The organism is Rosettibacter firmus, from assembly GCF_036860695.1.
GTDB lineage: Bacteria > Bacteroidota > Ignavibacteria > Ignavibacteriales > Melioribacteraceae > Rosettibacter > Rosettibacter firmus.
The window spans coordinates 445,396-459,954 of sequence record NZ_JAYKGJ010000002.1 but is presented as its reverse complement, the minus strand read 5'-3'; the positions used below and the strand labels follow the sequence as shown (position 1 = coordinate 459,954).

General features: G+C 29.7%; 11 protein-coding genes and 1 tRNA gene. 5 read left to right on the top strand and 7 right to left on the bottom strand.

Annotated features, from left to right (window positions below):
- Window positions 1-107: 107 nt before the first annotated feature.
- Window positions 108-180: transfer RNA gene (locus tag VJY38_RS08850), tRNA-Ala, on the bottom strand.
- Window positions 181-326: 146 nt separating this feature from the next.
- Between VJY38_RS08850 and VJY38_RS08845 the strand changes: the two genes are divergently transcribed.
- On the top strand, window positions 327-734 hold the full coding sequence (locus tag VJY38_RS08845; RefSeq protein ID WP_353680331.1) for a c-type cytochrome domain-containing protein: 408 nt from the start codon (window positions 327-329) through the stop codon (window positions 732-734).
- Between the two features lie 38 nt (window positions 735-772).
- Here the strand turns inward: VJY38_RS08845 and VJY38_RS08840 are convergent, their stop codons facing one another.
- A complete protein-coding gene (locus VJY38_RS08840) occupies window positions 773-1,765 on the bottom strand; it encodes an NAD-dependent epimerase/dehydratase family protein (RefSeq protein ID WP_353680330.1) in 993 nt (330 codons plus the stop codon).
- A gap of 171 nt (window positions 1,766-1,936) precedes the next feature.
- On the opposite strand from VJY38_RS08840, the gene VJY38_RS08835 reads away from it, so the two are divergent.
- Both VJY38_RS08835 and VJY38_RS08830 read left to right on the top strand, forming a co-directional pair.
- Window positions 1,937-3,073, top strand: a complete 1,137-nt coding sequence (locus VJY38_RS08835; RefSeq protein WP_353680624.1) for an aminotransferase class I/II-fold pyridoxal phosphate-dependent enzyme — start codon at window positions 1,937-1,939, stop codon at window positions 3,071-3,073.
- Window positions 3,074-3,146: 73 nt separating this feature from the next.
- Complete coding sequence (locus tag VJY38_RS08830; protein ID WP_353680329.1) at window positions 3,147-4,268, top strand: hypothetical protein; 1,122 nt, start codon at window positions 3,147-3,149, stop codon at window positions 4,266-4,268.
- Window positions 4,269-4,300: 32 nt separating this feature from the next.
- Here VJY38_RS08830 and porD read toward each other — a convergent pair whose 3' ends face one another.
- Window positions 4,301-5,185 carry a type IX secretion system protein PorD gene (gene porD / locus VJY38_RS08825; protein WP_353680328.1) on the bottom strand — a complete coding sequence of 295 codons (885 nt, stop codon included), beginning with the start codon at window positions 5,183-5,185 and terminating at the stop codon, window positions 4,301-4,303.
- Here porD and VJY38_RS08820 point away from each other — a divergent pair.
- Together VJY38_RS08820 and VJY38_RS08815 are read left to right on the top strand one after the other, a co-directional pair.
- Entirely contained in the window at window positions 5,184-6,065 is an 882-nt protein-coding gene (locus VJY38_RS08820) for a PorV/PorQ family protein (protein ID WP_353680327.1), read from the top strand. The genes porD and VJY38_RS08820 overlap by 2 nt on opposite strands.
- Before the next feature lie 8 nt (window positions 6,066-6,073).
- Window positions 6,074-8,044 carry a ComEA family DNA-binding protein gene (locus tag VJY38_RS08815; RefSeq protein WP_353680326.1) on the top strand — a complete coding sequence of 657 codons (1,971 nt, stop codon included), beginning with the start codon at window positions 6,074-6,076 and terminating at the stop codon, window positions 8,042-8,044.
- Window positions 8,045-8,062: 18 nt separating this feature from the next.
- Here the strand turns inward: VJY38_RS08815 and VJY38_RS08810 are convergent, their stop codons facing one another.
- The 4 genes from VJY38_RS08810 to VJY38_RS08795 form a co-directional block, all read right to left on the bottom strand.
- A complete protein-coding gene (locus VJY38_RS08810) occupies window positions 8,063-10,231 on the bottom strand; it encodes a ligand-binding sensor domain-containing protein (RefSeq protein WP_353680325.1) in 2,169 nt (722 codons plus the stop codon).
- 91 nt (window positions 10,232-10,322) lie between these two features.
- Window positions 10,323-12,179, bottom strand: coding sequence for a T9SS type A sorting domain-containing protein (locus tag VJY38_RS08805; RefSeq protein ID WP_353680324.1), 1,857 nt, complete (start codon window positions 12,177-12,179; stop codon window positions 10,323-10,325).
- 17 nt (window positions 12,180-12,196) lie between these two features.
- On the bottom strand, window positions 12,197-13,729 hold the full coding sequence (gene amaB, locus VJY38_RS08800) for an L-piperidine-6-carboxylate dehydrogenase (protein WP_353680323.1): 1,533 nt from the start codon (window positions 13,727-13,729) through the stop codon (window positions 12,197-12,199).
- A gap of 14 nt (window positions 13,730-13,743) precedes the next feature.
- Window positions 13,744-14,343: a hypothetical protein gene (locus tag VJY38_RS08795; RefSeq protein ID WP_353680322.1), complete on the bottom strand. Its 600-nt coding sequence runs from the start codon at window positions 14,341-14,343 to the stop codon at window positions 13,744-13,746.
- Window positions 14,344-14,559 lie beyond the last annotated feature (216 nt).

The window sequence follows — 14,559 nt, the reverse complement described above, 5'->3', positions numbered from 1 at the left end:
ATTAATTAATTATCAATACTCAACAAGTAAATATCATCTAATACAACTGAAATGTCTTTATTAAATAATATTTTAATTAGATGGGACATTCAGAAGAATTTTAGTTGTGGAGCTGGAGAGATTCGAACTCTCGACCCCTACAATGCCATTGTAGTGCTCTCCCAGCTGAGCTACAGCCCCAATTATCAATCACAAAAATAGAAAAATGATATAAACTAAGTCAACTTTTAGAACTGGTCACTTTTGCATAATCATTATTCATTTCAAATAATTGAAATCAATTTCAAATAAAGATATATTTTGTTCAGAATATTTTTAGATTAATTATGAACAAAAAAACAGTTTATAATTTTTTATTAATAATTACATTTAGTTTATTATTAATTTACAGCTGTGACGATACAATCACACAGGAAGATCTTGATAATAAAATTATTCCTTCTTCAAATGTAAGTTATTCGCAACATATACAACCAGTCTTTGATGCTAAATGCAACTATGCAGGATGTCACAATGATAGAGATTTAGCCGGAGGTTTAAGTCTAACAAATTATTATAATACTACTTCAGATTATTTAATTGTAGCACCTGGTTTACCGGATAATAGTAAGTTAGTCTGGGCAATAGAAGGAAGAGGAACCAATCCAATGCCACCTGTAGGAAGATGGCCATTAACAAAAAATCAAATTAATGGTATTAGAACCTGGATTAAAGAAGGAGCAAAGAATAATTAAACTTTTTATACTGCTTTCAAATTTTCTTTATTAAAATTTTATAACCAGTTCATTTTTTTATACCATTCAACAGTTCTACGAATTCCTTCTTCGAGCGAAACATTTTGTTTATAACCCAATTCTTTCTTAGCCTTTGAAACATCACAGGTCCATTCTTTTTGAACAAAGTCTTTTGCTTTTTCCAGATTAAAAGTTGCAGCTTTAGAACTAAACATAGCAAAAAATTCTGCAAAGGCAGCTACTGTATAAACTATCAAATGCGGGATACGTATAATTATTGCTTTTTTCCCAAAAGCTTTCTCAATTGCATCACTAATTTCCAGCCAGCTATAAATTTTTTCTGAAGCTATAAAATATGTTTGTCCTTTCGAATTTTCTGAAATAGCAGCCAGATAAATTCCATTTACTACATCATCAACATGACTGAGGTTAAGTTTTTTTTCATCAAAGCCTACAAGTGTCATTATTCCCATTTTGTAAACTTTAAAGACCTGATAAATTTCTGTATCTCTTTCACCATAAACAGCCGGCAATCTAACAATTGTTATTGGCAGTTTATTCATAAAACTTTTAGCCAGTTGTTCTTCGGCAAGTTTGCTTCTACCATAAGTAGTAATTGGATGTTCAGGTGTTTCTTCAGTGCATGGTTTTCCATCTAAAGATGGACCACAGGCTGTTTGGCTACTAACAATAACTACCTTTTTAATTTTATTTTCAATTTCACTTAATGCTTCTAGCAAGGTTCTTGTTGTTTCAACATTTCCTTTGAAATATTCTTCTGGTTCTTTTGCTTTAACAATTCCAGCAATATGAAATAAATAATCTGCATCTTTCAATATCTCTTTTAGTTTTTCTTTCTCAAATAGTCCAGTATAAAATATTTCAACAGGTTTATCTTTAAGCCATCTTGTGGAACTTGTTTTTCTTAAAATACATTTAACAGTATGACCTTTTGATAATAAATAATCAACCATATGGCTTCCTACAAAACCAGAAGCACCTGTAACGACTGAAATAATTTTCGATTCCATAGTATTAAATAATTATTAATTTTCTTTATATTGTTTAAGTTATTTAAGAATTTTATATAAAAAACATATTCAAAATAAAAAATTAAAAATTTGTTTAACAAATAGGAGGTATTTTTGGGAGATTTATTCGAAAAATGTTACGAATTCAGGCGCGCAGACGAAATTAAAGCAATGGGTGTATATCCTTACTTTAGACCCATTGAAGAAAATGAGGGACCTGTAGTACAAATTGAAGGTAAAAAAATTGTCATGGCAGGTTCCAACAATTATTTAGGATTAACTGCGCATCCCAAAGTAAAAGAAGCTGCTATAAAAGCAGTAGAAAAATATGGAACTGGTTGTTCGGGTTCTCGTTATCTTACAGGTACTTTAGATCTTCATATTGAATTAGAAAATCGCCTTGCTAAATTTTTTGGGGTAGAAGCAGTACTTCTTTACAGTACTGGTTACCAAACAGCACAAGGCATAATAACAGCATTGGTTCAAAAAGGTGAATATGTTGTATCCGACAAAGACAATCATGCTTGTATTGTAGCCGGTCAAATAATGGCACGCGGTGCAACTGCAGAACTTGTAAGATATAAACACAATGATATGAATGATCTTGAGAGGGTACTTCAAAAAATTCCTTATGAAGCAGGAAAATTAATCGTTAGCGATGGTGTATTCAGTACTGGAGGTGAAATTGTAGATTTACCAACTCTTGTAAGTTTAGCAAAAAAATATAATGCTCGAGTATTAATTGATGATGCTCATGCGGTAGGCGTAATTGGAAAAGGTGGTAGAGGAACGGCAAGTGAATTCAATTTAGAAAAAGAAGTTGATTTAACAATGGGAACTTTCAGTAAAACTTTTGCCTCTTTAGGAGGTTTTGTTGCAGGTCCAGAAAGAGTAATTAATTACTTAAAACATCATTCATCTGCATTAATCTTTAGTGCATCCCCTACTCCTGCAGCAGTAGCCGCTGCACTGGCAGCTTTAGATATTCTTGAACAAGAACCCTGGCGTGTTCAAAAATTAATTAATAATGCTAATAAAGTTCGTCAGGGACTTAAAGAAGCTGGTTTTAATATAGTTGATGGAAGAACAGCAATAGTACCTGTTATTGTTGGAGATGATAATTTAGCTTTTCAAATGTGGCGTAAATTGTTTGATGCTGGTGTATTCGTTAATGTGTTTATCTCTCCTGGTGTCCCACCAGGTAGACAAATGATGAGAACAAGTTATATGTCTACTCACGAAGATGAACATCTTGAATTTATTATCGATACATTTAAAAAAGTAGGAAAAGAATTAGGTTTAATTTAATAAGAGTATACAAACAATTTCAGAGCCAGTCAAAATTTTAGTCTGGCTCTTTTTTTTCAACTTTGGAGGAAACATGTCAGAAATTAAAATCAAAAAAGTTGAAAGCAAAAAAGACTTAATGGAATTCATAAAACTTCCATGGAAAATTTATAAGAACGATCCTTACTGGGTCCCTCCATTAATTTATGACAAGAAAAAAATTTTAGATAAAAAAAAGAATCCATTCTTCGAACATGCTGATATGGATATGTTTCTTGCTGAAAAAAATGGAGAGTTAGTTGGAAGAATTGCAGCAATTAAAAATGATCTTCATAATCAATATCATAACGATAAAGTTGGTTTCTTTGGTTTCTTCGAATGTATAAATGATCAGCAAGTTGCAAATAAATTATTTGACACTGCAAAAGAATGGCTTAAATCGAAAGGCTTAAATGCTATGCGTGGACCAGCTAATCCATCTTCTAATGATGAATATGGAATGCTAATCGAAGGTTTTGATGACGAACCAAGACTGCTAATGCCATATAATCCCAGATATTATCTTGACTTATGTGAAAATTATGGTTTTAAAAAAGCAAAAGATCTCTATGCTTACAAAATTGAATACAATAAAATTATTACTTCTGAAAAACTTAAAAGAGTTGCTGAATTAGCTCGTGAACGTTCTAAAATCAAAATAACTCAGTTAGATATGAAAAACTTCAAAAATGAACTGGAAAAAGTTAAATATGTTTATAATAAAGCATGGGCACCAAATTGGGGATTTGTTCCAATGACCGAAAAAGAAATTGATGCACTTGCAAAAGATTTAAAACCTCTTGTTGAACCTTCTCTTGTTCTATTTGGTGAAATTGATAATAAACTGGTTGGTTTTTCATTAGTTATGCTTGATTATAATCAAATATTTAAATCAATGAATGGTAAGCTCTTTCCTTTTGGTTTTATAAAACTGTTTACTCAACGCAAAAAAATTACATGGGCAAGAATACTTACTCTGGGAATTATTCCTGAATATCAGAAACGAGGACTTGATGCTGTATTCTACTGGGAAATTGTAGAACGTGCTTCTAAACTTGGTATTCATTTAGGCGAAGCAAGCTGGATCTTAGAAGATAATGATATGATGAATCGTGGTGCACAGGTAATGAATGCTGAACTATACAAAAAGTATAGAATTTATGAAATCCCTATTTAATATTGTCTTACAAAAATACAATAAAAATAAAATTATTTTAATGCTTCTTCATATTTTGCTATATGAGGTGGGTCAATTTTTTTAAGTGTTTCAAAAATTGATTTATCAGGATAATTTTTTAAATACTCTACAATCTCACCTGCTTTAGCATCAAAAAAAACTTTTAAGAGTACACTACGTGTATCTATTTGATCTCTAACCTTCTCAAGATTTTTTATGAGCTTTACAATATTTTTCATGGCAGTTTCTGGTTCACTTTCAAAAAGATCTAAACCATTATAGTGATAATCAAAAAAATCCATCCTAAACTGCTGATATTTTGCATTAACTAAATTTTCTGCTAATCCTCTTCTATTATATAATGTTCCTTTAGATTGCCATCCTTCACCAAAAGGACTATTTGCACCTCTAATTGTTATCTCCAATGCTTTAGAAAAATATTCCGAACCTCCCAATTTGTAATATGAATCCAGATCAAAGCCAATAATAATATATGCATAAAAATCCAATAAACTTACAAGTGGATCAAAATCAGTTTGATTAAAATACATTGCTTGATTTTTCTCGTACTTAAAATTCCATGCATTATCTAAAATATTAAGCATAAGAGAATTTTTTTCTGTTCCTTCTATTGGTCGTTGACTTGTAACAACAAGTTGAGCCATGTAGGTTGTTTCGTCACTCGCAGTTAAGAAAAAAATGTTAAAGTTACATTTTATCTTATCACCTTCCCAGTTCCCTTTTGTAAATTTTGTATTATTTAAATAGTTACTTACTTGATTGGCAAAGTTTTCGAGTCTTTCTTTAGCAGCCACAGGAAGTTGTTCAAAATTTACTGTTACAGTAGCATCGAGCTCCTGTGCTTTTAAATTATAAACAGCAATTATAAAACTTAATATAAAGAGTACCTTCTTCATGTTTTTCTCTAAATTCTTTTTATCAAAATATGTAATTGAAAATAATTTTACAATCTATTATGTTGTACATAGTATGTCGAAGGGTTTTCAAATTTTATTTTCATTTTTGATTTTCATAAACATTAACTTCGCACAACTTAAACCTGGTGCGCGTCAAGCTGCTTTGTCTTTTTCTGATTATGCTTCATCAAATAATATTTTTGCTATCTTTTATAATCCAGCAGGACTTTCATATTTTTCAAATAATTATGCTGGATTTTCTTACATTCCTTCTCCTTTCGGTTTGAAAGAACTCTCAACAGCTTATTTATCTCTGGTCTATCCTTTTAAATCAGGAACATTTGGTGCAGGTGTTATGATTTATGGATTCGAACTTTACAAAGAAACTCAATTTGCTTTTTGCTATAGTAAATCTTTATCGAATAATTTTTCTATTGGAATTACATCTATATATAAAAATTTATCAATAAAAAATTATGGAACAAAAGGATACTTTATTTTTAATGCTGGTAGCACTGTTAGATTAACTGATAACTTTAATTTAGGTTTTTCAATTGAAAATTTTCTTAGAACTTCCATTAGAAAAGAAGATAATCAATTCCCTGTTATTTTAAGTTCAGGAATTTATTATAAGCCAGTAGAAGCATTAAATATTTTTGCATCTATTATAAAAGAACTCAATTATAATTTTTCTTTCCGCTCTGGAATTGAATATGAACTATTAAATTTTCTAACACTAAGAATTGGAACAATGAACCAACCAGAAGAATTTTCAGGTGGTTTTGGATTTGTGTATAAATTTATTTCACTTGATTATGCTGCGTTATCGCATCCTGATTTAGGAATTACACATACATTTGGTCTTGCAATTCAATTTTAAAGATTCAAATGAGATTTATAAAATTTACTTTAATGTTACTCTTACCATTCTCACCTTTATACTCGCAAAATGATACTATCGAGAATAATATCAATTTACAATCGTTAATAGAAGAATCATCAAATGAAGAAGTAGAATCTCAAATATTTGAATCAATAGAAGATTTAATCAATAATCCAATTGATATTAATACAGCAACTATTGATCAACTAATACAAATTCCCTTTTTAGATTTTAATACAGCCAGAGCAATAATTGATTATAAAAATACAAATGGAAATTTTAATTCTCTTAACGAACTTTATCGCATAAATAAACTAAACGATCAAATAATTGAAAAAATTATTCCTTTCTTAAAAATTGAGAATAAAAACAAGGAAATATTATCTTCGATTAAAAATGTTTTAATAAATGGGAAATTAAATTTTCGCACAAGAATTATTAACAACTTTCAAACTCCAGAAGGATTTCTGGAAAATAAATACTCTGGTAGTAAACAAAAATTATATAGTAGACTCCTATTCATTTCGGATAATTACTTTCGTGCAGGATTTATATCTGAAAAAGATGCAGGAGAAAAATCATATCTGGATTATTATTCTTTCCACTTACAATTTAAAAAAGTATCGTTTATATCTAATTTAACTTTTGGAGATTATAATATTGAATTCGGTCAAGGTTTAGCATTATGGAGTCCATACTCATATTCAAAAGGAATTGATGCTGTAAATTTCGTTAACAAAAATCCACATGATATTAAACTTAATACAGGAACAAATGAAAATAAATTTTTACGTGGTATTGCATTTAATATTAATCTAAAATCTTTGAGACTTACTCCTTTCTTCTCTAAAAATTATTTAGATGCTTCTCTCGATAGCACAACCAATAAAATTAATTCATTAATTACAGATGGATATCATAGAACTAAAACAGAAGAAACAAGAAAAAATAATGTAGAAGAAAATATTGTTGGAATTTCTTCTGAATATTCTATCAATAATAATAAATTTGGGATTTTATATTACAACTCAAAATTAAACCATGAATTTGATGAACATAAATTTTTTATTTCGTCCAGATCAAATGATTACTATTCATTTAGCTATTCTACATTCATAAAGCAATTGAATATAAGTGGTGAATTAACTTATCATAATTCTTTAATTGCAACAATTAATAACATATTAATCAGCATTGGCAAAAATCTATCTCTGATATTTTCATTTAGAAATTATCCAGAAAAATTTTTTAGCATGCATGGATATTCATTTGGAGAAAAATCATATGTACAAAACGAAGCAGGATTTTATTCTGGAATAAACTTTTCGACTGCACTTGGAAACTTTAATATATATTATGATCAATTTAGATATTTCAGATCAAGCAATTCATTTGCCTATCCTCTTAAAGGATATGAGTTTCTTCTATTTTATGATTACAAACCATTCAAACAAATTGAAATAAGATTTAAATATAAAATCAAGAAAAAAGAAGAAGAAGTTATAATTGATAATTTTACTTCTCTTCAACCATTTAAAAATGAAAATATCCGAATAGAAGTTTTATTTAATCAATCAAACAAATTGAAATTAAGAACCAGAATCGAATCAATTATGCTTAAAAGATACAACTTTGCAAATGAAAAAGGTTTATTACTTTTTGAAGATATTCAGTATAAACTAAAAAATAATTTTTATCTTAATGGAAGAATTGTCTTTTTCAAAACAGATTCATATGATTCAAGAATTTATGAATATGAAAATGACTTAACTGGTCTTGTAACAATACCTGCACTTTATGGCGAAGGGATGCGGTGGTATGTATTATTAAAATATAAGACTAATTTTGGATTAAACATTTCAGTAAAATATTCCGAACTGTTTAAACCAAATGAAAAGAATTTAGGCAGTGGATACAATTTAATTAATAAAAATCTAGATAATGGAATATCTCTACAACTCGATTTAATGTTTTAAAATTTTATCTCCCAAAAATTATTTAATCAACATCATCTTTTTTGATTCAATAAATTTATTAGTTGATAAAACATAAAAGTAAATTCCACTTGGTAAATCAGCAGCATCAAATCTAAACTGGTGTCTTCCAGCTTGAAGTTCATTTGAAATAATTGTTCTTAACTTTCTCCCCAATACATCATATAACTCAAGTTTAACATTAGAAATATCTGCGAGTTCAAACTCAATTATTGTACTTGAATTAAATGGATTAGGATAATTTTGATATAGTGAAAATTTCTTTGGTACAGTATTTTCTTCCTTCGCATCAACATTAAGAATTACTCCACCCTCGCGATACACCGTAAGACCTCCATCAAAAGTCCCAATCCATTTGTTCCCCTCTGAATCTATGGATATTGCCTTAACCCAATTACCTAGCAAACTTGAATTTGATGTGTTATAAACAGTCCAGTTTACTCCATCAAACTTTGCTAAGCCTCCACCATCTGTCCCAATCCATTTGTCCCCCTGCGAATCTATGACTATTGCATTAACATCATTATCTGGCAGACCTGAATTTAATGTGTAATAAACAGTCCAGTTTACTCCATCAAACTTTGCTAAGCCTCCACCCCAAGTCCCAATCCATTTGTCCCCCTGCGAATCTATGGCTATTTCATTAACATAATTATCTGGCAGACCTGAATTTAATGTGTTATAAACAGTCCAGTTTACTCCATCAAACTTTGCTAAGCCTTCCCATGTCCCAATCCATTTGTTCCCCTGTGAATCTATGGCTATTGCATTAACCAAATCACTTGGTAGACCTGAATTTGATTTGTTATAAACAGTCCAGCTTACTCCATCAAACTTTGCTATACCTCCAACATCTACCCCAATCCATTTGTTCCCCTCTGAATCTATAGATATTGCCTTAACCCAATTACTTAGCAAACTTGAATTTGATTTGTTATAAACAGTCCAGCTTACTCCATCAAACTTTGCCAAGCCTCCATTTGTCCCTATCCATTTGTTGCCCTGGGTATCTATGGCTATTTCAGTTACATCATCATTTGGGAGACCTGAATTTGATGTGTTATAAACAACCCAGCTAACTCCATCAAATTTTGCTAAGCCTCCTCTATATGTTCCAATCCATTCGTTTCCCTGGGTATCTATGGCTATTTCAATTACATCATCATTTGGGAGACCTGAATTTGATGAATTATAAACAGTCCAGTTTACTCCATCAAACTTTGCTAAGCCTCCACCATCTGTCCCAATCCATTTGTTCCCCTGTGAATCTATGGTTATTGCACTAACTCTATTACCTGGGAGGCCTGAATTTGAAGTGTTATAAACAGTCCAGTTTATTCCATCAAACTTTGCTAAGCCTCCACCCAAAGTCCCAATCCATTTGTTCCCCTGTGAATCTATGGTTATTGCAATAACCCAATTACCTAGCAGACCTGAATTTGATGTTTTATAAACAGTCCAGTTTATTCCATCAAACTTTGCCAAGCCTCCACCATCTGTCCCAATCCATTTATTCCCCTGTGAATCTATGGCTATTGCATTAACATCATCATCTGGCAGACCTGAATTTGATGGGTTATAAACAGTCCAGTTAACTCCATTAAACTTTGCTAAGCCTCCACCATCTGTCCCAATCCATTTGTTCCCCTGTGAATCTATGGCTATTGCCCTAACTCTATTATCTGGCAGACCTGAATTTAATCTGTTATAAACAGTCCAGTTAACTCCATCAAACTTTACTAAGCCACCATCTGTCCCAATCCATTTGTTCCCCTGTGAATCTATGACTATTGCATAAACACTACTAGATGGCAGATATAGATTTGATGTGTTATAAACAGTCCAGCTTACTCCATCAAACTTTACTAAGCCTCCATCTGTCCCAATCCATTTGTTCCCCTGTGAATCTATGGCTATTGCAAAAACATAATAACCTGGCAAAACTGAATTTGACCTGTTATAGTTAATATTTTCTCCCCTAAGTGCTGTAAACATATTTGCTTTAATTAAACCCAAATTTGTCCCAATCCAAATGTTATCTCCCTCAATAGCAATTACGTACACTTCATTTTTCCATGCAGTGAAATAAATCCACTCAGGATTTTGTGAAAATGTAAGATTAATTGCTAAAAGAATAAAAAAAATTGTTGATAATATTTTTCTTATCATTGTTCCCCTCAGGTAGTTCTATTATTAAAATAAAGATAAATTCCCTCTATTTCAATTAATCTTTGTTTTAATACTAAACAAGAGTTATATTTTATTTTAATAATATCATTTTTCTTGTATCAGAAAAATTTCCTGCTTTAATTTTATAGAAATAAATACCACTATAATAATTTTGTGCATTAAATTTAAATTCATGAAAACCTGCTTCTAATTCTTTATTAAAAAGAGTTGATATTTCTCTTCCGAGCACATCATAAATTTTTAATATCACATGTTCATGTTTCGGTATAGAAAATGTTATAATTGTTTCTGAATTAAAAGGATTGGGATAATTTTGATAAAGGATATAATCCTTAGGAATTTTTTCTTTTTCATCTTTTACATCAACTTTTGTAGTATCACCATATAAAACACCATCAATGATAAAGCCTTTTAAAACAGATATTGTATAACCAAAATCAAATGATCTTTCCTCTCTATATAAACCTATTCCATCTACATACTCTTGAAAAATAACATCTAATGAATTTATATAAAACTTTCTATCAAATCGATTTTTACCAAATATATATTTTACTGAATCAGCTATTTCTCTAACCATCCCTCTTGAAAAATCATCCCCTGGTAAAGCATTCAGGTTTCTTTCATTAAAATAATTTATGTTATCTCCATCAAAATAAGCAATATATATTTTCCCATTTGAACTATCAATTGTTTCATAATGAATAAACTCTCTTTCTTTAATTTTATAAAAACGAATATTGTTTATTATAGTATCACTTATTACTTCTATAGTTTTAAAATCATTTATAGGATGCAAGTAAATATCTGCCGCCCATCCAACTTCATGATAAATCCATTTATTCCCAGTTGCTAAAGGATAAAGTTTTAAAACTTCTCCTGGATAGAATACTTTCAGTACTTTTTGTGATAATACGCCATTATCGTCATACTTAATTTCATATATTTTATTTTTTGTAGAACAATACAAAATATTTGTTCCAGGTTTTTTATATAGCCCATTAATTTGTTCTGATAATTTTGTTAATAATTTGAAACTTAGTCCAAAATCTGTGGAAAAATAAATTTCATCATATGTTGAGTAATAAATTTGCCCAGCAATTGAATCATCGATAACCATTGTAGAATTTTCAGTTAAAAACTTTTTTACAGCTTTCCAGCTTCCCGCCTCACCATAATTATCAGAAATTAGCAGGTCTTTATGATCATAATTTGCAGTAATTGCATATATATGTTTTTTATCTTTTTCGTAATACATTTTCACATCATCATACCAGTAATCATCATCGTGAACTAATTCAACTACATTACCTCTATTAGAAGATTTATATAATCTTCCATCCTTACTATAAAATGTAATATTAGTATTAAATGGAGATATTGATAATAAATAATAACCAGAAGAAGCATTATTTATGGTATCCCAGTTTTTACCATAATCACTACTAAAATAAATTTTGTTGTTCAGGTTAATCCAGATTGTATCATTTATTAACTGCATAAAATAAGCTGAACCATTGTCAATGTGATATTCCTGTCCATCATAATTTAATAAAACCACAGATGTATCAGTGGAAGTATATAAATTATACAGAACAATATATTTTTGTAACTCATCATCAAGACAATAAAAATCAACAATAGACTTTTTAAATGAATTTTGTGAAATATTGTAATTAACTTCATAAGAATTAAAAAGCTTTTGTTCCAATTGATTCTTAGTATCATAAACATACAATGTCAAAAAAGTTGTATCAACTTCTTGATAAAAACTTTTCTGATTAATCTGGTAGTAAATATGAGAGTTACCATATTTGTCTTCAAATCCATTTATAAGAGTAATTAGAGTATCTGTTCTATAAATAGATTGAGCATAATATATAGAGCAAAAAGTAAGAAGAATTAAGAAATGATTTTTAAATGTCATAAAATTTCTACCTATAATTAGATTTCAAATTTAATTCCCTGAGCAAGTGGTAATTTAGTTCCAAAATTAATTGTATTTGTTTGGCGACGCATATAAAATTTCCAGGCATCTGAACCAGATTCACGACCACCGCCTGTATGTTTTTCGCCGCCAAAAGCTCCCCCTATTTCCGCCCCTGAAGTTCCAATGTTTACATTTGCAATACCACAATCACTCCCCCACGCAGAAAGAAATTCTTCTGCTTCTCTTAAATTATTTGTAAAAATTGCAGATGATAATCCCTGTACAACATCATTTTGTATATTTATTCCATTTTGAACTTCACCTGAATATTTAATTAAATATAAAATTGGAGCAAAAGTTTCTTCCTGAACAATTTTATAATGATTTTCTGCTTCTACAATTGCTGGAACAACATAACAACCAGATTCATAACCTTTTCCTGAAAGGACTTCGCCACCATATAAAATTTTTCCACCTTCTTTTTGAACAAGATTAAGTGCAGTCTTAAATTCTTCAACAGCAGATTTATCAATTAAAGGTCCAACATGATTTTTTTCATCAAGTGGATTACCTATCTTTAAGCTTTGATAAGCTTTTATTAATGATTCTTTTACCTTTTCATAAATATCTTCGTGAACGATTAAACGACGAGTTGTAGTACATCTTTGACCTGCTGTACCAACTGCACCAAAAACAATTGCTGGAATTGCTAATTGTAGATCTGCATTAGGAGTCACGATAATTGCATTATTACCACCAAGTTCAAGTATTGCTTTACCAAATCGTTTTGCAATAATTTCTGCAGCATGTCTACCAACTTCTATAGAACCAGTTAATGAAATAAGTGGTATTCTTTTATCATTTAATAATTTCTCTCCAATTGTAGAACCTTTTCCGATTATTAAAGAAAATAAACCTTCAGGCAAATTATTTTCTTTTATTACTTCTGATAAAATATTTTGTACAGCAATTGCAGACAAAGGAGTTTTTGATGAAGGTTTCCATAAATTTACATCGCCACATACTGTTGCAATCATTGCATTCCAAGACCATACTGCGACAGGGAAATTAAATGCTGTTATAATACCTACAACTCCCAACGGATGATATTGTTCATACATTCTATGTTTTTCTCTTTCAGATGCTATAGTAAAACCATATAACTGTCGTGATAGACCAACTGCAAAGTCGCAAATATCAATCATCTCCTGAACTTCACCAAGTCCTTCCTGTAAAGATTTTCCCATTTCATAGGATACCAATCGTCCAAGTTGCTCTTTATACTGTCTCAGTTTCAATCCAATTTGTCTAACTATTTCACCTCTTTTAGGAGCAGGAATTGTTCTCCAGTATTTGAAAGCTTCAACAGATTTTGCTACAACATCATTATAATCTTCTTCAGAAGCCTGATAAACTTTTGCAATTAATTTACCATCAACAGGAGAGACAACTTCAATTATTCCACTTGTCTTTGTATCATACCAATTTAATCCAGTTGAAGCACCAAAATTTTCTTCTTTAATTCCCAGAGATTTTAAGAATTCCATATGCCCTCCTGAAATTAATTTTTTAATAATTCAATTGATCCAATTGTTGTTTTAATAAATTTTATTTCACTGTTATAATAATCTTTCAGAACTGTAAAGTCGAATGAAATAATCATCTTATTAGCTATAAATAGAATTTTATTACTTATAAAATTTCCTCTTTCATAAGTGATTTGTGTGAAAGGAATATTTAAGTAATCAAACTCTTTCACTTTCAAATTATATGAATGATATTTATCATTTATTAACTTTTTATAAGAATCCATTTTTTTTGTTATTGATAATGTACTATCAGATGATTCAATATAACCAACACTTAAAAGACTTTTTGTAGAATCATCAAAGAAGAGATAAACTGGATTATAGAAGAATGTTTCGGAAGAATTTTGATTCTTTGAAAAGTTTTCTACCTTTTTAGAGAATTCTACTTCTTTTGCTTTCCATTTGATAGGTGGTTTGAATTTAATTCCTAATTTACTATCAACAATACTTGATGCAAGCTTTGTGTTGTCAACTTCAAGATTTGAAAGATCATCAATATTGTTTTTCTTATCATCTCCACATTGTAGAATTAGAATTAATAATAAAGAAATAACTATTAATTTAATTTTCATCGTCTCAGTAATTTATTTCTTTTTCAAATTTAGTAAAAATAAATCCAGAATAAACTTGTTAATAAATTTTTTATTAAATAAATGATTTGTTAAAATGAATAATGAATGATAAATTTAATACCGAATATTTAATATTATTATGAAATACATTGATTTTCAAAAAATAACTGGTAGAAAGCATCTTAAAAGCTATTTAAGTTCTCGCCTGGAACAGGT